Source organism: Methylocapsa sp. S129 (assembly GCF_009765995.1).
Lineage (GTDB): Bacteria > Pseudomonadota > Alphaproteobacteria > Rhizobiales > Beijerinckiaceae > Roseiarcus.
Genome location: NZ_LMUI01000013.1, coordinates 48,370 through 72,103, shown reverse-complemented (window position 1 = coordinate 72,103; position 23,734 = coordinate 48,370). Strand labels below are relative to the sequence as shown.

General features: G+C 64.4%; 25 protein-coding genes. 19 read left to right on the top strand and 6 right to left on the bottom strand.

Going from position 1 to position 23,734, the window contains the following annotated elements; translation table 11 throughout:
* The first annotated feature begins 104 nt into the window (after window positions 1-104).
* The 3 genes from GSQ90_RS08455 (at window position 105) to GSQ90_RS08445 (ending at window position 4,426) form a co-directional block, all read left to right on the top strand.
* Complete coding sequence (locus tag GSQ90_RS08455) at window positions 105-2,471, top strand: xanthine dehydrogenase family protein molybdopterin-binding subunit (protein WP_158814386.1); 2,367 nt, start codon at window positions 105-107, stop codon at window positions 2,469-2,471.
* Window positions 2,472-2,499: 28 nt separating this feature from the next.
* Window positions 2,500-3,291, top strand: coding sequence for a xanthine dehydrogenase family protein subunit M (locus tag GSQ90_RS08450; RefSeq protein WP_158814385.1), 792 nt, complete (start codon window positions 2,500-2,502; stop codon window positions 3,289-3,291).
* Window positions 3,292-3,481: 190 nt separating this feature from the next.
* Window positions 3,482-4,426, top strand: coding sequence for a MoxR family ATPase (locus GSQ90_RS08445; RefSeq protein WP_158814503.1), 945 nt, complete (start codon window positions 3,482-3,484; stop codon window positions 4,424-4,426).
* An 11-nt stretch (window positions 4,427-4,437) separates the two neighbouring features.
* Here GSQ90_RS08445 and GSQ90_RS08440 read toward each other — a convergent pair whose 3' ends face one another.
* A complete protein-coding gene (locus GSQ90_RS08440; RefSeq protein ID WP_256366589.1) occupies window positions 4,438-4,851 on the bottom strand; it encodes a VOC family protein in 414 nt (137 codons plus the stop codon).
* Window positions 4,852-5,077: 226 nt separating this feature from the next.
* Between GSQ90_RS08440 and GSQ90_RS08435 the strand changes: the two genes are divergently transcribed.
* From GSQ90_RS08435 to GSQ90_RS08380, 13 genes are all read left to right on the top strand, one after another.
* Entirely contained in the window at window positions 5,078-5,413 is a 336-nt protein-coding gene (locus GSQ90_RS08435) for a YARHG domain-containing protein (protein WP_158814383.1), read from the top strand.
* A gap of 20 nt (window positions 5,414-5,433) precedes the next feature.
* Entirely contained in the window at window positions 5,434-6,678 is a 1,245-nt protein-coding gene (locus GSQ90_RS08430; RefSeq protein ID WP_371418346.1) for a VWA domain-containing protein, read from the top strand.
* A 379-nt stretch (window positions 6,679-7,057) separates the two neighbouring features.
* Window positions 7,058-7,714 carry a CDGSH iron-sulfur domain-containing protein gene (locus GSQ90_RS08425; protein WP_158814382.1) on the top strand — a complete coding sequence of 219 codons (657 nt, stop codon included), beginning with the start codon at window positions 7,058-7,060 and terminating at the stop codon, window positions 7,712-7,714.
* Window positions 7,715-7,750: 36 nt separating this feature from the next.
* A complete protein-coding gene (locus GSQ90_RS08420; protein WP_158814381.1) occupies window positions 7,751-8,074 on the top strand; it encodes an XdhC family protein in 324 nt (107 codons plus the stop codon).
* Window positions 8,074-8,778: an XdhC family protein gene (locus GSQ90_RS08415; protein WP_158814380.1), complete on the top strand. Its 705-nt coding sequence runs from the start codon at window positions 8,074-8,076 to the stop codon at window positions 8,776-8,778. Before GSQ90_RS08420 ends, GSQ90_RS08415 begins: the two co-directional genes overlap by 1 nt.
* The gene (locus tag GSQ90_RS32330) at window positions 8,775-9,776 is read left to right on the top strand and encodes a molybdopterin-binding protein (RefSeq protein WP_246731481.1); all 1,002 of its coding nucleotides are present in this window, start codon (window positions 8,775-8,777) and stop codon (window positions 9,774-9,776) included. Before GSQ90_RS08415 ends, GSQ90_RS32330 begins: the two co-directional genes overlap by 4 nt.
* Complete coding sequence (locus tag GSQ90_RS32325) at window positions 9,769-10,410, top strand: NTP transferase domain-containing protein (protein WP_246731480.1); 642 nt, start codon at window positions 9,769-9,771, stop codon at window positions 10,408-10,410. Before GSQ90_RS32330 ends, GSQ90_RS32325 begins: the two co-directional genes overlap by 8 nt.
* 279 nt (window positions 10,411-10,689) lie before the next feature.
* On the top strand, window positions 10,690-11,391 hold the full coding sequence (locus GSQ90_RS08405; RefSeq protein WP_158814379.1) for a DUF4129 domain-containing protein: 702 nt from the start codon (window positions 10,690-10,692) through the stop codon (window positions 11,389-11,391).
* Entirely contained in the window at window positions 11,388-12,611 is a 1,224-nt protein-coding gene (locus GSQ90_RS08400; RefSeq protein ID WP_158814378.1) for a DUF4350 domain-containing protein, read from the top strand. The genes GSQ90_RS08405 and GSQ90_RS08400 overlap by 4 nt, the downstream gene beginning before the upstream one ends.
* Window positions 12,601-13,557, top strand: a complete 957-nt coding sequence (locus tag GSQ90_RS08395) for an AAA family ATPase (RefSeq protein ID WP_371418345.1) — start codon at window positions 12,601-12,603, stop codon at window positions 13,555-13,557. The genes GSQ90_RS08400 and GSQ90_RS08395 overlap by 11 nt, the downstream gene beginning before the upstream one ends.
* A complete protein-coding gene (locus GSQ90_RS08390) occupies window positions 13,557-14,867 on the top strand; it encodes a DUF58 domain-containing protein (protein WP_246731479.1) in 1,311 nt (436 codons plus the stop codon). Before GSQ90_RS08395 ends, GSQ90_RS08390 begins: the two co-directional genes overlap by 1 nt.
* On the top strand, window positions 14,864-15,919 hold the full coding sequence (locus GSQ90_RS08385) for a stage II sporulation protein M (protein ID WP_246731478.1): 1,056 nt from the start codon (window positions 14,864-14,866) through the stop codon (window positions 15,917-15,919). The genes GSQ90_RS08390 and GSQ90_RS08385 overlap by 4 nt, the downstream gene beginning before the upstream one ends.
* The gene (locus GSQ90_RS08380; protein WP_158814376.1) at window positions 15,916-16,797 is read left to right on the top strand and encodes an RDD family protein; all 882 of its coding nucleotides are present in this window, start codon (window positions 15,916-15,918) and stop codon (window positions 16,795-16,797) included. The genes GSQ90_RS08385 and GSQ90_RS08380 overlap by 4 nt, the downstream gene beginning before the upstream one ends.
* On the opposite strand, the gene GSQ90_RS08375 is transcribed toward GSQ90_RS08380, so the two are convergent.
* The 3 genes from GSQ90_RS08375 to GSQ90_RS08365 form a co-directional block, all read right to left on the bottom strand.
* Entirely contained in the window at window positions 16,794-17,570 is a 777-nt protein-coding gene (locus GSQ90_RS08375) for a hypothetical protein (protein WP_158814375.1), read from the bottom strand. The genes GSQ90_RS08380 and GSQ90_RS08375 overlap by 4 nt on opposite strands.
* Before the next feature lie 78 nt (window positions 17,571-17,648).
* Window positions 17,649-18,440, bottom strand: a complete 792-nt coding sequence (locus tag GSQ90_RS08370; RefSeq protein ID WP_158814374.1) for a hypothetical protein — start codon at window positions 18,438-18,440, stop codon at window positions 17,649-17,651.
* 122 nt (window positions 18,441-18,562) lie between these two features.
* Window positions 18,563-19,309 carry a hypothetical protein gene (locus tag GSQ90_RS08365; RefSeq protein ID WP_158814373.1) on the bottom strand — a complete coding sequence of 249 codons (747 nt, stop codon included), beginning with the start codon at window positions 19,307-19,309 and terminating at the stop codon, window positions 18,563-18,565.
* A gap of 378 nt (window positions 19,310-19,687) precedes the next feature.
* On the opposite strand from GSQ90_RS08365, the gene GSQ90_RS08360 reads away from it, so the two are divergent.
* On the top strand, window positions 19,688-20,062 hold the full coding sequence (locus tag GSQ90_RS08360; RefSeq protein WP_371418344.1) for a hypothetical protein: 375 nt from the start codon (window positions 19,688-19,690) through the stop codon (window positions 20,060-20,062).
* Window positions 20,063-20,439: 377 nt separating this feature from the next.
* Here the strand turns inward: GSQ90_RS08360 and GSQ90_RS08355 are convergent, their stop codons facing one another.
* On the bottom strand, window positions 20,440-20,919 hold the full coding sequence (locus GSQ90_RS08355) for an NUDIX domain-containing protein (protein ID WP_158814371.1): 480 nt from the start codon (window positions 20,917-20,919) through the stop codon (window positions 20,440-20,442).
* 180 nt (window positions 20,920-21,099) lie between these two features.
* On the opposite strand from GSQ90_RS08355, the gene GSQ90_RS08350 reads away from it, so the two are divergent.
* Window positions 21,100-22,011, top strand: coding sequence for a metallophosphoesterase (locus tag GSQ90_RS08350; RefSeq protein WP_158814370.1), 912 nt, complete (start codon window positions 21,100-21,102; stop codon window positions 22,009-22,011).
* Window positions 22,012-22,094: 83 nt separating this feature from the next.
* Entirely contained in the window at window positions 22,095-22,943 is an 849-nt protein-coding gene (locus tag GSQ90_RS08345; protein WP_158814369.1) for an oxidoreductase, read from the top strand.
* Between the two features lie 11 nt (window positions 22,944-22,954).
* Here the strand turns inward: GSQ90_RS08345 and GSQ90_RS08340 are convergent, their stop codons facing one another.
* Entirely contained in the window at window positions 22,955-23,683 is a 729-nt protein-coding gene (locus GSQ90_RS08340) for a hypothetical protein (protein ID WP_158814368.1), read from the bottom strand.
* Window positions 23,684-23,734 lie beyond the last annotated feature (51 nt).

The window sequence follows — 23,734 nt, the reverse complement described above, 5'->3', positions numbered from 1 at the left end:
ATTGGAGTTCGCATGAAATTCAGCCCGCGCAATGGGCTGGACAATCGTTCGATCAGCCGATCGACCCGGTGGGGCGAGATCGGCGGCACCCAGGGAGAAAACTCATGAGCGCGACCGGCATTGGCGCCTCTGTAAAGCGCACCGAGGACATCCGTTTCATCACCGGCAAAGGCCACTATACCGACGACATCAATCGGCACGGCCAGGCTTACGCCTATTTTCTGCGCTCGCCCCATGCGCATGCGACCATCAACAAGATTGACGCTTCGGCGGCGCTGAAAGCGCCGGGCGTCGTCGCAATCTTCACCGGCGACGATATCGCGGCCGACAAGGTCGGCGGCCTGATTTGTGGGTGGATGATCCATTCCAAGGACGGCTCGCCCATGAAGGCCGGCGCCCATCCCGCGCTGGCGCAAGGCAAAGTTCGCTATGTCGGCGATCACGTCGCCGTCGTCATCGCCGATACTTATGCGCAGGCCCGCGAGGCGGGCGAAAAAATCGTCGTCGACTATGGCGTGCTCCCCGCGGCGACCGATACCGCGACGACGGCTAAGCCGGGCGCGCCGCAAGTGCATGACGTGGCGCCAAACAATACGGTCTACAACTGGCACATTGGCGACAAGGCGGCGACCGACGCCGCCTTCGCCGCGGCGGCCCATGTGACCAAGCTCGATCTCATCAACAATCGCTTGATTCCCAACGCTATGGAGCCGCGCGCGGCCGTCGGCGAGTATGATTCAGGCACGGACGCGTTGACGCTTTACACGACGAGTCAAAATCCGCATGTGGCGCGGCTCGTGCTGTCGGCCTTCATTGGCATTGCGCCCGAGCACAAGCTGCGTGTGATCGCCCCCGATGTTGGCGGCGGCTTCGGCTCGAAGATATTCATCTATGCGGAAGAAACGGTCTGCGTCTGGGCCGCCAAGAAGATCGATCGACCAGTGAAATGGACGGCCGATCGCACCGAAGCCTTTCTGTCGGACGCCCATGGCCGCGATCACGTCACTCATGCCGAGCTTGCGCTCGACGTGGGCGGCAAGATCACGGGGCTGCGCGTTCACACGATCGCCAATCTTGGCGCCTATCTGTCGACGTTCTCGTCGTCCGTGCCAACCTACCTCTATGGATTGCTGCTGTCGGGCCAATACAACATCCCGGCGATCTATTGCGAAGTCGACGCGGTCTACACCAATACCGCGCCCGTCGACGCCTATCGCGGCGCGGGGCGGCCAGAGGCGACCTTCGTGGTTGAGCGCATCGTCGAGATCGCCGCGCGACAATTGGGACGCGATCCCGGCGAGTTTCGTCGCGCCAATTTCGTCACCTCGTTTCCGCACCAGACGCCGGTCATCCTGGCCTATGACGCGGGCAATTACGGCGGCGCGCTCGATAAGGCTTTGGCCCTTGCCGACTACAAGGGAATTGGCGCGCGCAAGGCCGCTTCAGCCGCCAAGGGTAAGCTGCGCGGCATCGGTTTTTCCGCCTATATCGAGGCTTGCGGCCTCGCGCCTTCGGCGGCGGTCGGTTCGCTGGGCGCCGGCGTCGGTCTGTGGGAATCGGCCGAAGTGCGGGTTAATCCGATCGGCACCGTCGAGGTTTTGACGGGCTCGCACAGCCACGGTCAGGGTCACGAGACGACCTTTGCGCAGCTCGTATCGCAGCGCCTCGGTATTCCCTTCGAGAACGTCTCGATCGTCCATGGCGACACCGACAAGGTGCAGATGGGCATGGGCACCTATGGTTCGCGTTCCGGCGCCGTCGGCATGTCGGCGGTCTCCAAGGCGCTCGACAAGATCGAGGCCAAGGCGAAAAAAGTCGCAGGCCACGTGTTGGAGGCGTCCGAACAGGACATCGAGTTCAAGGACGGCAAGTTCACGGTGAAGGGAACCGACAAAGCGATCGACTTCGCCTCGGTCGCGCTGCAGGCCTATATCGCGCATAAGTTCAACGGGCAGGAGCTCGAGCCTGGCCTCAAGGAAACGGCGTTCTGGGATCCAACCAACTTCACCTTTCCCGCCGGCGTGCATATTTGCGAGCTTGAGATCGATCCGGAAACCGGCGTCACGACGATCGACCGCTGGACGGCGGTCGACGATTTCGGCGCCCTTATCAATCCCATGATCGTCGAGGGCCAGGTGCATGGCGGCGTCGCCCAGGGGATCGGGCAGGCGATGCTGGAAGGCGCCGTCTATAATGGCGACGGGCAGCTTCTGACCGCGAGCTTCATGGATTATTGCATGCCGCGCGCCGACGATCTCCCTTCGTTCCGCGTCGAGACGATCGAAACGCGCTGCCCGTCCAATCCGCTCGGCATCAAAGGCTGCGGCGAAGCGGGCGCCATCGCCGCGCCGCCCGCCGTGATCAATGCGATCACCGATGCGGTCGGGCACGAAGACGTCGCGATGCCGGCTACCGCGCAGGTGATTTGGCGCGCCGCCCAGAAAGCGATCCTCAAGCGCGCTGCCGAGTGATGGCCTCACCCATTCATAGGAGAATTCCATGTATGCTTTCACCTATCACCAGCCCAACGATGTCGCGGCGGCCGTCGCGCTTTTGGACGAGGACGCCAAATTGCTCGCAGGCGGCCAGACGCTGCTGCCGACCATGAAGCAGAGGCTGGCCTCGCCCGCCTCTATCGTCGATCTCGGCAAGATCGGCGAACTCTCCGGCATCAGCCGCGAAGGCGAGACAATCGTCATCGGCGCGATGACGCGCCACGCCGATGTCGCCGCCAACGCCGCCGTTCATCAGGCGATTCCGGCGCTGGCCGCGCTCGCCGGAGGCATCGGCGATCCGCATGTGCGTAATCGCGGCACGATCGGCGGCTCGCTCGCCAACAACGATCCGGCCGCCGACTATCCCGCCGCCGTGCTGGCTTTGGGCGCGACGATCGTCACCAACAAGCGTGAACTTGCCGCCGAGGCTTTCTTCCACGGGCTGTTCGAAACCGCGCTCGGCGAGGGCGAGATCATCGTCAAGGTTCGTTTTCCGATCCCGCAGAAGGCCGCCTATCAGAAGTTCCGCAATCCCGCCTCGCGCTTTGCTCTGGTCGGCGTCTTCGTCACGCAGACCAAAGGCGGCGCGCGGGTCGCGGTGACGGGGGCGGGCGCCAGCGGCGTGTTTCGGGTCAACGCGCTGGAGGCGGCTCTTGGCGCCAGCTTCGCCGCCGCCGCGCTGAAGGACGCGACGGTTCCGGCCGAGGGGCTCAACACGGACATGCACGCCGACGCCGCCTATCGCGCCCATCTGATCGTGGTTCTCGCTAGGCGGGCTGTCGCGGCGGCCGGGTGAAGGCTATTGCCCCTTCTCCCGCTTTGCGGGAGAAGGTGGTCCGACGCAGTCGGGCCGGATGAGGGCCTCTAAGCTGGGTGCGGCATCACGAGGGCCTCCCACGCCGACAGGCCCTCATCCGGCGCTGCGCGCCACCTTCTCCCGCGCAGCGGGAGAAGGGATGAACCGCCCGCAGTGGAGCAGCCAGCGTATGCCGGATGATCGGCCTAACCAAACGATCCCCAATCCCGCCTCGATCGACGAAACTCTCGCGCTCCTGCGCGGCGCCGCCTATGTCGCGGAGCGCTCGCTCGCCACCGTTCTGTTCCTGAGCCTTCGCCTGGGCCGTCCGCTTTTCCTTGAAGGCGAGGCCGGCGTCGGCAAGACGGAGATCGCCAAAGTTCTCGCCGCAAGCCTCGGGCGGCGTCTCATCCGCCTGCAATGCTATGAAGGCCTCGATGTCGCTGCCGCCGTCTATGAATGGAACTATGCCGCTCAGATGATGGCGATCCGCCTTGCGGAAGCGGCCGGCGAGCACGACAAGGACCGTATCGAGCATGATGTGTTCTCGCAGCGCTATCTCATCAAGCGGCCATTGTTGCAGGCGCTGGAGCCAGCCGCCGGCGGGCCGCCCGTTTTGCTGATCGATGAGATCGACCGCGCCGACGAGGCGTTTGAAGCCTTTCTGCTTGAAATTCTCTCCGACTTTCAGGTGACCATTCCCGAAATCGGCGTCATCAAGGCCGATGAGCCGCCGATCGTGGTGATCACCTCCAATCGGACTCGTGAAATCCACGATGCGCTGAAGCGCCGCTGCCTCTATCATTGGGTCGGCTATCCCGATGCGGAGCGCGAGATCGCGATCGTGCGCGCCAAGGCGCCGCAGGCGCCCGCCCATCTGACCGCCGAACTCGTCGCTTTCGTTCAGGCGATCCGCAAGCAGGATCTGTTCAAGGCGCCCGGCGTCGCCGAAACGCTGGACTGGGCGAGCGCGCTGACCGAACTCGACGCCGTCGCGCTCGACCCGGCCATGGTTTCCGACACGCTTGGCGTGCTGCTGAAATATCAGGACGACATCAGCAAAATCCAGGGCGCCAAGGCGAACGAACTGATCGAGCAGGTGCGCGGCGACATGAAACAGGCGGCGATGAAATAGCGGGCAGCGTCTCAGTCTGTATCGGGATCGAGAACGGAAGGGTCGTCGGCCACGAGCTCGATCACGTTGCCCTCCGGGTCCTGAAGCATCAACGAGCGCCAGCCGACCCAAGGGAAAACGCGCTCGGCGGTCTTGACGCCGGCGGCTTCAAGAGCGGCGGCTGTCTTGCGCAAATCCTCCAGCGCTACTGCAAGCGCAAAGTGGTGCAGCGTGGTCGTCGCAGAATCCAGGCCGGCCCAATTATGAGCCGCCGCGTTGGACGGCCAGCGGTCAACAAACAGGGCTAAAGCTTGCGATCGGCCTCCAACCGTCTCCGGCAGCTTGAAAAACACCATATCTGCGCCGAAGCGACGCCAGAATGTCAGTCCTAACGTCTCGCCATAGAAAGCCTGCATCGCCTCGAAGTCTTTCACCCGAATGACGATCTCGACAAGGCCGCCAATCGTTCCCGGCGGTAGTAAGCTCAGTTCGTTCTCCCGAACTATGACTTTCAGACTGAGACGCTACCAAATAACGCGCGGGGCTGAAATAGCGCGCGGAGCGTGCTAGCCTAGCGAGGCCTGGGAGCAGCCGATGAAAACCTATTTCGCCGACAGAGCTGCGCACTGATGTTCGCCGCGCCCGTCGCGGCAAAAAAAGGGGGGACTTCTCATGAAAACTGGCCGCTTCATCGCGCTGGCGGGCGCGCTTCTGACTTTCTCGAGCGCCGCCTACGCCGATTGCTACGAGGTGTTTGGCTGCACCGAGCGCGACCGGTTCAATTTCGAGCAACTCGCCAATGGGCCGAATTGCGAGTTTCTCTACATGATGCGCAATCGCATTTATCAGCAGCATCAATACTGCTTCAAGACCGCCCGCGCGATCGCGACGCTTGGCAATGACAATTGTCGTTTTAACGATGTGAACCAGGTCCCGCTCAGCGGCGTCGAACGCGCGAATGCGGCGACCATCCTGCAGGTCGAGCACGCCAAGGGCTGCCCGGAATAGAAGGCGCGCAAACTCCGTTGATCGCCAATCCCGCCAGCGATGACAAACCGATCGCGGAGCCGCCGCGCGGCTCCGGCAGGCTCGCCGAGAACATCCTGTATTTCGCACGCGCCCTGCGCGAGGCGGGCCTGCCGGTCGGTCCTGGCAGCGTGCTCGACGCCCTCAAAGCCGTCGAGGCGGCGGGGATCGGCGACCGCGCCGATTTCTATGCGACGCTTCACGCGATCTTCGTCAAGAAGCACGAACATACGCTCCTGTTCGATCAGGCGTTTCGCATTTTCTGGCGGCGCAAGGGTTTTCTGGAAAAGCTCATCGCGATGATGTCGCCGCAGGCTCATCCCACGAACCAAAAGAAACAGAAAGCGGAGGCGGGCGCGAACCGGATCGCCGACGCGCTCTTCAAGAACCCGCAGGACGAACAAAAGGCCGCGCCTTCGCTCGATCTCGACGCGCGGTTCACCATGTCGGCGGCCGAAATCCTGCAGACGAAGGATTTCGCGCAAATGACCGCCGCGGAAATCGCGAGCGCCAGGGCGTTGATCGCGCGGCTGACGCTGCCCGACGATGCCGTGAAGACGCGGCGTCATTTCGCCAGCGCGCATGGGCGCCGGATCGATCCGCGCCGCTCCTTTCGCCGCACATTGAGAGACGGCGGCGCCATCATCGACCTGGCTTTCCGCGCGGCCGCCTTGCGCCATCCCCCGATCGTTGCGCTTTGCGACATATCGGGGTCGATGAGCGATTACACGCGCCTGTTCCTGCACTTCCTGCATGCGCTTGGCGAGAAGCGGCGCGTGACGACCTTTCTGTTCGGCACGCGGCTCACGAATGTCACGCGCGCGCTCAGGGCGCGCGATGTGGACGAAGCGCTCGCGCTTTGTTCGACGCAGGTGCAGGATTGGGCGGGCGGCACGCGCATCGCCTCTTCGTTGCATCGCTTCAACCGGGAATGGTCGCGCCGCGTGCTGGGGCAAGGGGCCATCGTCGTGCTTTTCACCGATGGTCTCGAGCGCGACGGCGCCGAAAACCTGCAGCGCGAGATGGAGCGGCTGCGCAAGTCGTGCCGCCGGCTGATCTGGCTCAATCCGTTGCTGCGCTATAGCGAGTTTCAGGCCAAGGCGCTCGGCATCCGCGCCATGCTGCCCTTCGTCGACGAATTCCGCCCTATCCACAACCTCGCCAGCATGGCGGACCTCTGCCGCGCGCTGGGCGGCGCAGGCGGCGCCGACGCGGACCCAAAGGCATGGCTGAGGCGGTCGGCGTGAGCGGGCGGAACGGCCCTTCTCCCGCTTCGTGCACGGCTGTCCGGGGAAACGAAATGGGTTGTGGCGCCGGGCGGCGTTGCAACCTCCACGCGTCATGCCCGGCCTTGTGCCGGGCATCCACGCCGTGCCGGGGGGCCAACCTTGAGAGTTTCTTGCGACGGCGCCGCGTGGATGGCCGGGACAAGCCCGGCCATGACGACCACAGGTTGTACAATTATAAAATCCTCCCGCTCTCCGTGCAGGCTTGAGTTTCCCCGGACAGCCCTGCGCTTCGCGGGAGAAGGGCGCGATTGCCTGGTTGCCGTCCCGCCTTGCGCGGCGGCCCAGACATCGCCATCTTCCCTGGATTGGTTCTAAACAACGTTTAGGAGGAGCGGCCATGAGCGACAATGCGGTTGAGCAAGTCACGGGCAAATGGGCGACGATCAGCTTCGACGGCAAGCTTTGCATCCATTCGCGCCGCTGCGTCATTTCCCAGCCCGGCGTTTTCAAGGCCAATGTCGAGGGCGCCTGGATCGATCCCGACGCCGCCTCGGCCGAAGATCTTATTTTTGTGGCGTTGAATTGCCCGTCAGGCGCCATTCAGGTCACGCGCCGCGACGGCGGCGAACAGGAGCCGATACCGCCGGTCAATACCGTCAGCATTCGCGAGAACGGCCCGCTCGCGGTCAGCGCCCAGATCGAAATCGGCGGCCAGGCGATCGGCACGCGCGCGACGCTCTGCCGCTGCGGCGCTTCCGCCAACAAGCCTTATTGCGACGGATCGCATGTCGGGGCCGCCTTCATCGCCTCGGGCGAGCCCGCGACCAAGCCCAGCGAACCGCTCGCCATACGCGACGGCGTGCTGGAGATCACGCCCAACGCCAACGGGCCGCTGGCCCTCAGCGGCTGCGTCGAAATCCTGTCCGGGACGGGCCGCACGGTCGACCGGGCGCAGACGGCCTGGCTTTGCCGCTGCGGCGCCTCGAAGAACAAGCCCTATTGCGATGGAACGCATAAGGCGATCGGCTTCGTTGCGCCCGCAACGCTGCCGTGATCAAATTGCGCCAGGGAAGATTGGAAAGACGCCGAAATGTTGAGCACCGAGGATGACATTCTGGCCGCCGCGCAGGACTGGCGCGGCGCCGGGCGCTCCGTGGCGATCGCGACGGTCGTCGACACCTGGGGTTCGGCGCCGCGGCCCGTTGGATCGCATCTGGTGATTGATGGCGACGGGAACTTCCTCGGTTCGGTTTCCGGCGGTTGCGTCGAGGGGGCGGTGGTGACCGAGGCGCTCGACGTCATCGCTGCGGGCGCGCCCAAAATGCTCGAATTCGGCGTCGCCGACGAGACGGCCTGGCGCGCCGGCCTCTCCTGCGGTGGGCGCATCAAGGTCTACGTCGAAAGACTCGACTGATGCGGCTCGATCTTCTCAAAGGCATGAACGAAGAACGCCTGAACCGGCGCGCGGCGATCTTGGTCACTGAGATCGGCGGCGGCGAACAGCGCCTCGTCAAAGCGGCGGCGCTCAGCGAGGATCCTCTCGCCGCAGCGCTGGAGAGCGCGCTGCGCACCGGCAAAAGCGGCATGGTGGAGCATGCCGGCGCCAGCTATTTCCTGACCGTGCAGGTTCCGCCCGTGCGCCTCGTGATAATCGGCGCCGTGCATATCAGCCAGGCGTTGGCGCCGATCGCCAAAATCGCTGGCCTCGATGTGACGATCATTGACCCTCGCACTGCCTTTGCGACGCAGGAGCGGTTTCCCGAGGCGCCCGTCATCGCCGAATGGCCGGATGCGGCGCTGGATCGGGCGCCGCTCGACCGTTATACGGCGATCGCTCTGCTGACCCATGATCCCAAGATCGACGATATCGCGCTTCTCCGCGCGCTGAACGCCGAGTGCTTCTACATCGGCGCGCTGGGATCGCGCAAAACCCATGCGAACAGGCTTGAGCGGATGCGCGCGCAGGGCTTTGGCGAAGCCGCGCTGACACGCATTCACGCGCCGATCGGCCTCGACATCGGCGCCGTCAGCCCGGCGGAAATCGCCGTCTCGATTATCGGCGAGATCGTCGGCGCCTTGCGCAAGAAGCCGTTGCGCGCGGAGGGACAGGCGGCTTGAAGTTCGGTCCGGTTGCCGTCGCCGAGGCGTTCGGCGCCATTGTCGCCCATGCGGTCCGCCGCGACGGGCTGGTTCTGAAAAAAGGCCAGGTCGTCACGTCCGAGCATCAGGCGGCGCTCAAGGCGGCTGGCGTCGCCGAGATTATCGCGGCGCGGCTTGATCCGGGCGATGTCGGCGAAGACGAAGCGGCGCGGCGTCTTTCGGCGCGCCTTGCGGGCCCCAATCTGCGTTGCGAGGGCGCGTTTACCGGCCGCGTCAATCTTTTCGCTGAGAAAGCGGGCCTCGTCATCGTCGACGCTGCGAGAATCGCCGGCGTCAATGGGGTCGATGAGGCGATTACCGCCGCGACGCTGGCGCCGTTTCGCGCCGTCGCGCCCGGCGATATGGTCGCAACCGTCAAGATCATTCCCTTCGCCGTGCCGGGCGTAATGCTTGACGCAGCGCTTGAGGCGGCGGGAAAGGGCGCGGTCCGCATCGCAGCCTTCCGCCCCTTGCGCGTCGGCGTCGTCTCGACCCTGTTGCCCGGACTCAAACCCAGCGTCGTCGCCAAAACGTTGCGCATTCTGGCGGATCGTCTGGAGCCCGCCGGCGCGCGCATCGTTCGCGAAGAGCGCGTCGCGCACGAGCCTGCCGCTCTGGCTCGCGCCCTTATCGCGATCGCGCCGGACTGCGACGTTCTCTTGGTTTTCGGCGCCTCAGCGATCACCGATCGGCGCGACGTCATTCCGGCCGCCGTCGAAGCGATCGGCGGGCGGGTCGATCATTTCGGCATGCCTGTCGATCCCGGCAATCTGCTGCTTCTTGGCGCGCACGGGCGCCTACCGATCATCGGCGCGCCCGGATGCGCGCGCTCGCCCAAGGAGAATGGCTTCGACTGGGTGCTGCAGCGCGTTCTGGCCGATGTTCCCGTCAAAGCTTCCGACATTATGGGCATGGGCGTTGGCGGTTTGCTGATGGAAATCGCCTCGCGTCCGCAACCGCGCCTCGGCGATGGTTGAGATCGCCGCCATCCTTCTGGCCGCCGGCGCCTCGTCGCGATTCAAGGCGGCGGCCGGCGGCGACGCCTCCAAGCTTGTGGCGCCGCTGGCGGGAAAGCCGCTGGTGCGCTATGCCGCCGAGGCGGCGCTCGCCTCGCCCGCCCGCCCGATCCTTGTCATCACCGGCTGCGACAGGGGCGCCGTCGAAGCGGCGCTTGACGGGCTGGACCTCTCATTCGCGCATAATGCCGGTTACGCGCAGGGCCTTGCTTCGTCGCTGCAAACGGGCATTGCGGCTTTGCCTGCCCGCGTCGCCGGCGTGCTCGTCTTGCTTGGCGATATGCCGGCGGTGACGCCGGCGCTGATCGATCGCCTCATCGCGGCTTTTGGCGAACGGCCGGACGCTTTGGCCGCTGCGCCGACGCTCGACGGCCGGCGCGGCAATCCCGTATTGTTGTCGCGCGTCTTGTTTCCGGCCATCGCCGGACTCACCGGCGATGAAGGGGCCCGCAAACTTCTCGACCGCGCCGGGCCCGGACAGATGATAGAGGTGGATGTTTCCGGCGTCGGATCGGTCCTCGACGTCGATACGCCGCAAGCTTTGGCCGAGGTGCGGCAGGCCTTTGAAAAACAAGGCGACAAGCGCTCCCGCTGACGCCGCTTGCATTCGCCACGCCCGGGCCGCCGCGCGAGATCACGTTAATTTCCGATCGCGCAGCGCATAGACCGTAAAGGTCTGTCTGACCCAGCGGCGCCGCGACAATCGGCCAGGTCAAACTCCGGGATCAGAAAGCAACTGGGCGAAAACCGATTGCCTCATTTCTTTTCGCATGCGCAAAATGATTCATCGCTGGGATTGATGCGCCTGGAAATGAAGGCGCCCTCCAAGGCGATGACTGATCTGGTCGACCCTCTGCAATCGAGGCAAGGCACCGTGAACGCGCGCTCAAACAGGATGGCAGAGCGCGCGCGCATCCCGATGGCGTTGCGGCGCCTGCTCGCCGCCGCTTGGGCCCCGGGCTTCGGCTTGCCTGTCGCTCATGCCTTCGCGCAATCCAAGGCCGATTTCAGCGCATCGGCGCAAGGCATCGTCAAAGCCCTGGATCTGCAGACGGCGTTTCCCAATTCCGCCGTCGCTGAGACGAGCGACGTCTGGCTGCCTGGCGGCGACGCCGCGCGGTTGCTGCTCTGGGTCGCTGTCGCCATCGGCGTCGTCGTCATCGCCCTCTATTTGCGCGACATCCTGCCCGGCGGCGGCCTGGCGCGCCGCAAGCGATGGGACGCCAGCGATGCCGAGCTCCAACAAGCGATCGGCGCGGAGGCCGAGGCGCAGACCAACGCGGACGAACTGGCGCGGCTTGGCCGCTTTGTCGACGCCATGCATGTCCTGTTGCTGCAGGCGCTCGCCGACATGCATCGGCGGCTTGACGTCGCGATCGTCGATTCCTTGACGAGCCGCGAAATCCTTCGGCGCGCCAAGGTTTCGCCGCTCGCCAAATCGGCGTTGCAAGAGATTATCGGGGCCGTCGAGCGCGCCTATTTTGGCGACTATCCCGCTGGCGAGAGCGATTATCTTTCCTGCCGGACAAGTTTTGCGACCTTTGTCGGCGCTCTCCGAAGCGGGGGCGGCGCATGAGCGAGACCAGCGTTTTTTCGCCGCGCATCCTGCTGATCTGGGTCTCGGCTTTGGCCGCGATTCTCGCTTTGTCGCTCTACCTCTTCGCCTATGGGATCGGCGCGCCCGAAACGCAAGGCGTTGGTCCCAGCGCCTTTTCGCGCTCGGCCATCGGCTATGCGGGCCTTGCCGAGCTTCTGCGCCGTGCGAATATTCCGGTGGTCAAGAAGCGGATCGGCTCCGTATCCGACGACAGCAAGTCGAATCTTCTCATCATCGCCGAGCCCGATGTCTCCGCCGGCGCCGAGGCGAACGGCTTTGCGCTTGGCCACTCCGCCAATGTGCTCGTGATCTTGCCCAAATGGGTCGGCGAGCGCGACAACAAACATCAAGGCTGGGTCAAGTTCGTCGATGCGGCGCCCGAGAACAGCGCCAATTGGGTGCTCTCGATCCTTGGCGTCAACGGGGGCCTGGCGCGCGGCGGCGCGGACGGCCACGCGCTCAGCAAGACCTTGACCATCAATGATCTGGCGATCGCGCCCGCTCTGCCGGCCGATCTCCAGCTTATCGCCAAGAGTTCGCTCACCCCCATTGTCGCCACGAGCGCTGGGCTGCTGATCGGCGAGAAAATGCAGCGTGGCCGCCGGATATGGATTGTTTCGGATCCCGACATTCTATCCAATCACGGCCTGTTCGAGGGCGCGAACGCGCAATTTGCCGGCGCGTTGATCGAATGGCTGCATGGCGCGGACGGTACAGTGATCTTCGACGAGACGGTCCACGGCTTTAGCGCGCCCGCCGCCAACCCGATGCGCGCCCTGTTCGAATTTCCGTTCGTCGTAGTGAGCGGCTATGCGCTCGCGGCGCTCGCCATCGTTCTATGGTCGGCGATGATCCGCTTCGGCTCTCCCGAGCGATCGCCTGTCGTGTTGAAAGCGGGCAAGCTTGGGCTGATCCACAATGTCGCCAATCTCATCGCCTTTGCCGGCGGCCGCCATGACGTCGCGGTGAACTACCTGCGTTTGGCGGTCGACGATTCCGCGCGGCGGCTGCGCGCGCCCAAGGCGCTGAGCTTGGAGCGGCAGATGGAATGGCTCGATCGCGTCGGTCAGGCGCGCGGCGTCAAGACCAAGGTCGCCGAGATCGCGCAAAAGCTCGTCGGCCAGAATCAGGATGCGGCGCTCTCGCGCGCCGCGCTGGACCTTCATCGCTGGAAGCAGGAGATTTTGCGTGGACCTTGATCAGATTGGCGCCATGACCGAAGGCGTGCGCGGCGAAGTGCGCAAGGTCGTCATCGGCCAGGACACGATTGTCGATTTGCTTTTGACCAGCCTGTTATGCGGCGGGCATCTGCTCATCGAAGGCGCGCCGGGAACCGCCAAGACCTTGCTGACCCAGGCCTTCGCCGCGAGCCTCTCGTTGCGCTTCGGCCGCATCCAGTTCACGCCCGACATGATGCCGGGCGACATATTGGGCACCAATCTGTTCAATTTCCAGACCAACAGTTTTGTGCTGACCAAGGGGCCGATCTTTACCCAGGCGCTGCTCGCCGACGAGATCAACCGCACGCCGCCCAAGACGCAGGCGGCGCTGCTGCAGGCGATGAACGAGCGCATCGTCACCATCGACGGCAAGGATTATCCGCTCGGCGATGAATTCATGGTCGCGGCGACGCAAAATCCGATCGAGCAACAGGGCACCTATCCCTTACCCGAGGCCCAGCTCGACCGCTTCATGTTCAAGGCGGTGATCGATTATCCCTCGCGCGATGAAGAGCGCGCGATCGTCGAGCGCCATGGCCATCGCTCGGCCATGCCGCGCCTCGCCGATTTCGGCGTCAACGCGATCGTGACGCCCGAAATGCTCGCCGGCATTCGTCTGGCGGTCGAGCAGATCCGGCTGTCGGACGTGCTGATCGACTATATCGTCGATGTCGTGCGCGCGACGCGCCAGCATCGCTCGATCGAAACCGGCGCCTCGCCGCGCGCCGCCAACATGCTGGCGGCTTCGACCAGGGCCTATGCCGCGATCCACGGGCGCGATTTCGTGATTCCCGACGATATCAAGACGCTCGCCGTTCCGCTGTTGCGTCATCGTCTCTTTCTGTCGCCCGGCGCCGAGATCGAAGGCGTCAGCGCCGACCGGGTCATCCGCGATATTCTCGACCAGACGGCGGCGCCGCGCTGATGAACCCGACCCCGCGCGCGGTCCTGATCTTCGCCGCCGGCGCGCCTTTGGCGCTGATGCTGGCGGTGGCGCAGCCGGGCCTGTGGGCGCTCGCGATCGCTTATGGTCTGGTCGTGCTGACCGCTGTTGCGATCGACGCTTTGCTTGGTGCGCCGTTGCGCGGGATCGCCATAGCGGCGCAGATTCCAGCCAGCGCGGCGATCGGCGAAAGCGTGCCGCTCGCTTTCGACTTCGCCGCTCGCCAGGCGGCGCGCCGCGTCGATCTCGACCTGCTGCTTGAGCGCCGCGGCGCGCTGGAGCCCGGCAAGGGCGAGACGGTGACGCTGCCGCCCGGCGCCGCGGCGCGCGCAACGATCGCGCTGCGCCCGCTGCGCCGCGGCCAGATTGAGGTCGACGCGCTTTGGGTGAGCTGGCGCGGACCGTTGGGTCTGGCGCGCTTCGTGCGTCGTCTCGCCTTGGGGAAGGTGATCGACATCCTGCCCAATGTCCGCGGCGTGCAGAGCGCGGCGCTGCAATTCTTCGCCCATGACGCGATCTATGGCGTGAAGGCGCAGAGGCAGAGGGGCGAGGGAACGCAATTCGAGGCCTTGCGCGAATATACGCCCGGCGCCGATCCGCGCCATATCGACTGGAAGCGCTCGGCGCGCCATCGGAAGCTCTTGGTCAAGGAATTCGACACGGAGCGCAATCATCCGGTCGTCATCGCCTTCGACACCGGCCATCTCATGCTTGAACCGATCGACGGCCTGCCGCGCCTCGACCATGCGGTCAACGCCGGGCTGCTATTGAGCTGGATCGGCTTGCGCGCCGGCGATCTCATGGGAATCTTCAGCTTCGATGCGCGCGTGCGGCTTTATCATCCGCCGATCCGCGGCCTGTCCGGCTTCGCGCAGATCCAGCGGTCGGCCGCGACGATCGCCTATCACACCGAGGAGACCAATTTCACGCTGGCGCTCGCCGATCTCGAGCGGCGGCTGAAACGGCGAAGCCTGGTGATCCTGTTCACCGAATTTGTCGACACGATCGCCGCCGAGCTTTTGCTCGAGGCGCTGGGGCGCCTGGCCAACAAACATGTCGTCGTGCTCGTCACCCTGCGCGATCCCGCCTTGCGCGCTCTGGTCGACCGTCGCCCCGATGATTTTTCCGCGGTCGCCGAGGCGGTCATTTCAGGCAATTTTCAGCGCGAGCGCCAGACGGTGCTGGAGCGGATGGAGCGCATGGGGCTGCATTGCCTCGATGTGGCGGCGGGCGAATTGTCGATCGCACTGATCAATCGCTATCTCCTGATCAAACAAAGGGGGCTGATATGAGCCTCGCCGGGACGAACGAGGGGCGTTCCCACGATCTTGGCGAACCGCTTCCCGCGATCGTGCTGCGCTCCAGCGAATTCCGGCGCGGGCGCGAGCAGGGCTGGCGCGATCTGGAGGCGCTGGTCGCCAAAGCCGAAAAACGCGGCATTGGCGCGCTCGATGTCAGTGAGCTGCAGCGCCTGCCGCAGCTCTATCGCGCCGCGCTTTCCTCCCTGTCCGTCGCGCGCAGCATCGCGCTCGATCGCAATCTGCTGCAATATCTCGACAATCTGTCGCTGCGCGCGTTCCTGATGGTCTATGGGCCGCGCCAGAGTCTGCTCGAAGGGGCGCGCGATTTTCTCACCCGCGGCTTTCCCGCCGCGGTCCGCGCCGCGAAAGTCGAAATCCTGCTCGCCTTTCTCGCCATTCTGGCGGGCACTTTGGCGGGGTTCTTTCTGACCATTGGCGACGAAGCGTGGCTCGCGGCGCTGATCCCCGACAGTCTGGGCGGCGGGCGCGGCGCGCATTCGACGCGCCAGGAGCTGCTCGACGACGAAATATTCGCGCCCTGGCCCGGCTTCGCCCGCTCCTTCGTCGTCTTCGCCAATTTCCTGTTTCAGCATAATACGATCATCGGCATCATGACCTTTGGGCTCGGCATCGCGGCGGGCGCGCCGACCGTGCTGCTGCTCGCCTATCAGGGCCTTGTCTTCGGCGCCTTCATCGGCCTCCATTACGACAGGGGCCTCACTCTGGATTTTCTTGGCTGGGTCTCGATCCATGGCGTCACGGAATTTGGCGCGATCATCCTGTGCGGCGCAGGCGGGCTCGTCGTCGCCAAAAGCATCCTGTTTCCCGGCCGTTTTTCGCGCGTCGAGAATCTGGCGATCAATGGCCAGACGGCGGCGCGCCTTGCGGTCGGCGCGGTTGCGATGTTCTTTGTCGCGGGCCTTCTCGAAGGCGGCCTGCGCCAGCTTGTCGCCAATACCGAGGGGCGGCTGGCGATTTCGGCGCTGACGATGATCGCCTGGGGGTGCTATTTCAGCTTCGCCGGCCGCGGAGCGCGGGCATGAGCGCGGCGCAGGATCGGGTCGACCAATTGCTCGGCGGCGCCAGGCGCAGCCTGCGTGAAATCGTGACGCCCGAAGGGGTGGCGCTGCATGTCGAGCTCGCTGAACATGGCGAGCGCGCGGCGGCCTTCCTGATCGATCTGACGATCTGGCTGGGCGTCGCGTTCTTTTCCTATCTCGTCGTCTTCGCCGTCCTCGTCGAGACGCGGGCGTTCGGCGTCGTCGTGACATTGGTGCTGTTCATCGGCTTTTTCGTCCGCAATCTCTATTTCATCTATTTCGAACTGGCTTGGCAAGGCTCGACGCCCGGCAAGCGCATCAATCGGCTGCGCGTGATCGATCGGGCCGGCGGCCCGTTGACGGCCGGCGCGGTGATCGCGCGCAATCTCACGCGCGAGGTCGAAGTGTTCCTGCCGCTTGGCGTGATCTTGGCCGCCGGCGCGGGCGGCGTCGCCAATTTCGTGCTGGGCGTCTGGCTGCTGCTGCTGACCGCCATGCCTTTGTTCAACCGCGACCGGATGCGCGGCGGCGATTTTATCGCCGGCACCATCGTCATCGCTTTGCCCAAACGCCTGCTGCTCGCCGATCTTGCCGAGCAGAACGCGCGTTACGTCTTCACCAACACGCAGCTCGCCGCCTATGGCGCTTTTGAATTGCAGGTGCTGGAGGAATTGCTGCGCAAGCCGAGGACGTTCGAGACCGCGCAGGCGCTGGACGGCGTTTGCGACCGCATCTGCCGCAAGATCGGCTGGACCGGCTCCGTGCCCAAGGCGCGGGTGGTGGAATTCCTCACCGAATTCTACACCGCCGAGCGCGCCTATCTCGAACGCGAACAGCTCTACGGTCGCGCGCGCGCCGACAAGAACGCCAAGCCGGGCTAATCGAACACTTTGGCGATAGGTTCGATGTCGACGCCCTCGCGGGCGACGCGGAGTTGGGCATAGAGAACACCGATCGTCACCGCGCTAAAGCTGCCGACAAATCCCTGGATCGGCAGCGACACCAGTGCGGAAAATATCGCGCCCCCCGCAAGCTTCGCCAGAAAGATGATCAATTGACTGGCCAGCGCCGTGCCGAGGTAGAGCACGATCAGAAGGCCGAATATGCGCCAGCGATTGCCCTTGGTCAGAAAAGCGCTGCGCGACAGGCTTTGGATCGGACCGAGTCTTTCAACGATGCAGGCGGGAAACGCGACGACGTACACGCAGAGTACGATCAGCGCTGGAATGACAAGCAGCAGCACCGCAAGCGCCGCATAAAGCCAAAGAAGCAGAATGAGCGCCAAGAAAGCCGGCGACCGGCGCAGCGCAGCGCTTATGGATTGACCGAATGCAAAGGGTCGGCCGCTGATTTCTTGCGACACGCCGGCATAGATGGCGGCGTGGGCAAGCATCAGACACGCAAGCGCAAATAGGCCTCCAACAATTGCCGCGCCGATGGCGGAGGGCGTCGCCTGTCGGCCGATGGTCGCGAGGTAGCCGCCTATCGCGCCTATCGCAAGGAAGGGAGCATTGGCGATCGTTACAATGCCGGTATAGGCTGCCCAATGCGCCGCGTACATTTTTCGCGACCGGCTAAAGACGTCGCCGATACGCAAGACGGATGGAGCGCGATCACGCGCCGGAGCGAAGGTCGCCACCGACATGTCCGTCATCTCTATCCTCCTCTGCCGGTCGTCGGCGGAATGGCTTGCGCCAAGCGGCGCTGGTTTCCAAACATTTGAGCGCGCAGCCTAATCGAACACTTTGGCGATATGCTCGACGTCGGCGCCCTCCCGGGCGACGCGCAATTGCGTGTAAAGCACGCCGAGCGCAACGGCGCTGAACGCGCCGACGAAGATATCAAAGGGCAGAGAGAGAATGTGGAAGATCGTGACGCCGTCGACGCGTAGCGGGACAAGGCTGACCAATTTTTCGAGCATGGCGCTGCCGATGTAGAGCACGCACAAGATTCCAAACACGCGCCACCGATTGCCTTTGGTCAAAAAGGCGCTGCGCGACATGCTCTTGATCGGCCCGAGCCCTTCGATGATGCAGGCGGGGATGGCGACCGAATAGACGCAAAAGATGATCAGTCCGGGAATGATCAAAAGGATCAGGCCGAACATTCCATAAAGCACGATCAGGATCGTGAGGCCGAGGATCGCGGGCGATCGCCTCAGCGCCATGCGCAGGGACGGACTCATGGAAAAGCCCCGGCCGCTCATATCTTGCGCGGCGCCGAAGGAGATAGCGGCGGGCGCCAGCAGCAGGCTGGCTAAAAGTCCGATCATGACGATCAGCGCCAGGGCGATGATCGCGACGTTGTGGCCTTGCATGCCGTGCATGGATCCTGTCGCCACGGCCGCCGTTGCAGCCGCCATCACCGCGGCGATGGGCGCGTAGCCGACCGCCATCATCCCGCAATAGGCGATCCAATGGGCCGCGAATATTTTCAGCGATCGGCTGAAAACATCGCCGACGCGCAACGCCGTCGGCGCGCGATCCCGCGGCAGCGCGAGGGCGGGCATGGATAGATCGGTCATGTCTCCCTTCTCCTTCCCGTTGCCGGTCGACTGATTTGAGCGAAGACGCCGAGTTCATATTTCCTCCCCCGCGAGGGGGAGGGAATCATGCGTCTCTCATGAACTTCTTACGGATGCGCGCCTTAGTCGAACACGGACGCGATGTTCTCGATGTCGACGCCTTCCCTGGCGACGCGCAATTGGTAATAGAGGACGCCGATCGCCACCGCGTTGAATGCGCCGACGATGGCTTCGATCAGGTAGGAGGCGACCAGAACAAGATACATTCCGCCCGTATGTCCCGCGACATAGCCGATGATGGCGCCGATCACGACGCTCGCCACAAAAATCAGGGCGAATATGCCGAATATCCGCCAGCGGTTGCCCCGCGTCAGGAACGAAGAACGCGTCATGCTCGCGCGCGCGCCGCGTTGTTCGACGACGCATACGGGGACTGCGACGGCGTACATGCACCAGACGATGATTCCTGGAACCACCAGCGCAATCGACGCCAGCACCACGAGCAGGCCGACCAGCAGGGAAAGACCGAGGACCGCGCCCATTCGGCCAAATCCCGAGCGCAGCGAATCGGAGAATGTGAAGCCGCGGCCGCGCAACTCCTGCACCACGCCATAGATGACGGCGGCGTTGGCGAGCGCGCCGCAGACCAGCCGGATGACGATGAAGGCAAATTGCACGCCTGAGCCGCTTGACGACCCCGGCGTCACGGGGACGAACGAAAAGGCGAAGGTCGGCGCGAAGGCGACGAGGGCGAGCCCGACGAAGGGCGCCCAGCGGGCGCTGAACAGGTCGAACGATTTGCCCAAAACGTCGCCGACGCGGATCGCCGGCGCGGCGCTCGTTTGGTTCACGACAAATGAATTAACCATGACATCCCCCCATATTTCGATCAAAACTCAAATGCTGTGCGCGACGAGATTGTCGCGTCGCGGGCGCGTTGTCGACGGGTTGCGCCGATCTCCGACGTAAAATTCTTCCAATCTGGCTCATGATCGCTGACCCCGCCATATCCTTGAGACGGCGCGGCGACGCCGCCGCGCCCAAGGGCGATTACGTGGCTGGGATTACGGGATGATCGCGAGGGGGGCGCGCCTTGACGGCGCCGCGGGCGTGTCGGCGTTGGCGGCTGGCGTGAGTGACAAGTTTTGCGAAGCAGCGGATACTGCAGCGATGATCGAGGCGGCAATGCGGGGCCTGCAAGAAGCGCTTTCGGTGAAAACCCTGCGCTCAATCCACGGGGAGTCGGCATGAAGCCAGGTCTGTTAGCCTCGATCGCGGTTTGCGCGACGCTCTTGCCCGCCTCTTGTTTCGCGGGCGATTTGCTCAGCCTCAAAATCACGAGCGCGGAGCGGGGCCGCGATTTGCAGGCCGGCGATGCGACGCTGCTCGATGTGCGGCTTGACGATCAAAGCAGCCGGCAGTTTGCCCAGTGGACCACGCGTCACCTCGGCGAAAAGGTCGATATCCTGATTGATGGAAAGGTGGTCATGCAGCCGCGCCTCCTCAGCCCGATAAAAGGCGGCAGCCTGCGGATAAGCAGCCCATCGGCGGCCGAGATCGACGCCTTGATCGCGAAACTACTCGATGGACGATCGGTGTTATCGGTCGAAGGAACGGATTAGGGGCGCCGCTGCCGCGTCCGCCAAGCTGGGCGGTGCAATAATGTTGTTTCTGAAAATAGGAACCTATGATAGTCTTCTCATCTTGTTTTCCAAAAAGAACGCCCCCTGGGAAATTCACCTTGAACGCTTCGGTCCTCTCCGCCTGGACGCCCAATCGCCTGAATCAAGGCGCACAGCCCCGATTCTGCGCCGCGAAATTTCGATGTGGAAGGTCAAAGGGGGTTAAGCCCTTGATATCGCCCATTTCGCGGATAGAAAGGCGCTTCCGGGCGGGCGAGAATCAAGGACTTAGCAGGGATTTTGACGGACCATTTCGGGTCCTTCGGGGGCTCCGGCTATTCCGGCGCTCTTCCATCGGCACCCCTGGTCGCCCCCATTCACCAGATTTGCGCGGTCGCCGCGCCGTCCAAAATTTCCGCAAGCCGGGTCCGCGTTGCGCGGCTGACGCCTTCGGGCAAGGCGTCGCGCGGGAAAAACCGCGCTTCGGCAATTTCTCGGTCGGGCAGCCGCGGTCCGGTCTGGCGGAAGCGGCGCAGGACATAGACGGCGACATGGTCGCGCGGCGAGACGGCTTTGTTGAAGAATATGCCGTGCAGGCGCGGCTCTTCCTCCATGACGATATGGCCTTCTTCCTCGAGCTCGCGCGCCAGCGAAGCCTGCAAAGTCTCGCCGCGCTCGACGCCGCCGCCCGGGAAATGCCAGCCGGGAACATAGGTGTGACGGACCAGCAGAACGCGATCCTCGGCGTCGATCACAATCGCGCGCACGCCCAAAGTCATCGGCCGTGTGACAAGAAACCAGAGATGGAACAGGCGCCAAACGATGCGCTGCCGGAAGGTTTTTGGACTATCGGCCATCCCGCTTGCTCCATCGGATCGACAGCGGCTGTGCTAGCATGCGTAGGGCGCCGCCGGAATGGCGCCTCCGTTACGGGAATGGGTCGGGGTTGAATCTGGCGCCCGCTGCCCTTATTGCGCTCCGATGGATTGACGGCGCATTTCATGCTCGGGGTTGCGCGAGCGTTTCAAGCGGGGCTCATGAGTTTTACGATCGCGCATCTCTCCGACCCGCATTTGGGGCCCCTGCCAGCTTTTCGTCTGCGTGACTTCACCGCCAAGCGCGCGATGGGCTACGTCAACTGGAAGCGCGGGCGCGAGCGTCTCAACGATATGGGGATGCTGAAGCGTCTGGTCGCCGATATGGCCGGCCAGAAGCCCGATCACGTCGCGATGACCGGCGATGTCGTGAACATCGGCCTGCCGGCCGAATTCGCCGCCGCCGCGGCGTGGATGCATACGCTGGGAAACTCCCGGGACGTCAGCTTCACGCCCGGCAATCACGACGCTTATGCGCATCGCTCGATGCCCTATCTGACGGCGGCGCTGGCGCCGTGGACGACCAGCGACGACGGGGAAGGGCGGCCGCCCGGCGCCTTCCCGTTCTTGCGCGTGCGCGGCCATGTCGCGCTGATCGGCCTTTCCTCAGGCGTGCCGACGGGCCCTTTGATGGCGACCGGGCGAATGGGCAAGAGCCAGATGGCCCGATTCGCCAGATTGCTCGACGAGACGCGCGCGCGCGGACTGGCGCGCGTCGTGCTGATCCACCATCCCCCGCTTCTGGCGGGCGCGACGACGATGCGCAATTTGACGGATGCGCGCGACTTCGAGGCGGTCATCGCCGAGCACGGCGCCGAGGTGATCCTGCATGGCCATAATCACAAGAGGTCGGTGGCGCATCTCAAATCCGACGCCGCCGCGACGCTCAGCGGTCGTATCCCCGTGATCGGCGTGCCCTCGGCTTCCTCGACCTCAAAAGCGGCGCGCCAGCGCGCGGCCTATCATTTGATCCGGCTGGAGCCCGAGGGAGGCGCGTGGCGAATTTCGGTGCGCGCCCGCGGCCTGATGCCTAATGGCGGCGAGATCGGCGAGCGGGACGAAATCGCAGTCTAGCAGAGCATTTTTTCACCGACGCTTGCAATGAGAGCGCGGCGTCGCCAGCTTGAGACTTTCCTTTCGACGACAGGAGCGCGGCAATGGCTGAGAACGACAAACCGGTTTGGTTCATCACAGGCTGCTCGACCGGTTTCGGGCGCGAACTCGCCCGCGCCGCGCTCGCCGGCGGCTATCGCGTCGTCGTCACTGCGCGTAAACCCGCCGACATCGAAGATCTCGCCGCCGGCCATCAAGCGAACGCGCTCGTCCTGCCGCTCGACGTCACCAAGGCCGATCAGATCGCCGCCAGCGTCGCGGCGGCCGAAGCGCGGTTCGGCCGGATCGACGTGCTCGTGAACAATGCGGGCGTCGGCTATTTCGCCGCGATCGAGGAAAGCGACGACAGCGAGGTGCGGCGCATGTTCGAAATCAATTTCTGGGGACTCGCCAATATGACCCGTGCGGCGCTGCCCGGCATGCGCTCCAGGCGGTCGGGCCATATCGTCAACATCTCCTCGATGGGCGGCGTTCGCGGCGCCCCGGCGGTTGGTTATTACAACGCCACCAAATTCGCGCTCGAAGGGTTTTCGGAAGCGCTGGCGCAGGAGACGGCGCCTCTTGGGATCAAGGTTCTCATCGTCGAGCCGAGCGGCTTTCGCACGGATTGGGCGGGCCGATCGGCCAATCAAACGCAACATCCGATCGCCGATTACGATTCCACCGCCGGCGCGCGCCAGCGCATGATCCGCGGCTATAGCGGCAAGCAGCCCGGCGACCCGGCGCGCGCCGCCGCCGCCATTATCCAGGCGGTCGAAGCGCCCGACACGCCGCTGCGCCTGATGCTTGGAAAGGCGGCTCTCGCCGCTGGCCGGGGCAAGGTCGAAGCTTTGAGCCGGGATTTCGAATCCTGGGCCGCCGTCACCGAAGGGGCCGATTTTCCGACGGCATAACAGGGCAGGCGCTAAAACGGCGCCGGTCCGATCCAGGCGGTCCACAGGGCGCGTCCCCACGTATCCCAGACCGCATAGGCGGCGACGCCGATCAGCAGACAAAACGTCATGGAGCCGAGCACCAGCAGCACAAAGCTGAAGAGATCGCTGGCGCGGGTGAGCCAGGAACGCGGCGCTTCGGGCGCGTGGACGACGGCGGCGCTTGCTTTGGCTTCCGCGATCGTCGCATCCGCCGACGGCCTGCCTTGCTCGGCGGCCTTCGCGAGCCCGGCCGCGCGCGCGCGGCTCTGGCTCGGCGAGGGCTCCCCCTCCTTGCTCCGCCAATCGGAGGCCAGGGCTCTTTCGCGCTCGACCAGCCGGCGCCCGATGTAATTGGTGATCGCCGCGACCACCCGATCGATGCGCTCGGTTTCGGCGATCAGCACGCGCCCGTGCCGCGTATCCTGCAAAAAGCGGTAGGTGCGCCGGTCGTGGCCCATTTCGACGAAGCCGATCATGTCGATGAACAGGCGCGGCCTCTCTCCGTAAGCGATGCCCGCGTCGAACAAATCGATCCCGCTCGGCGTCTGCTCAAGCACCGGACGCACCGCTTCCTCCAGCAGTTCCAGGCGGGCGATTTCCGTCTCGCGCAGGTCGGCGACCGCCTGATTTTGTTCGGCGCCCTCGATTCGGGCGCGCCGGATCGCCGCCGTCAGGCTCGGCGGGACGCTCTTGAGATGGTCGGTTTTCTTTTCGTCCATGATCGCGTCCGGGAACTCACGAGGTAACGATTTGTTTACCAGATTGGCGGG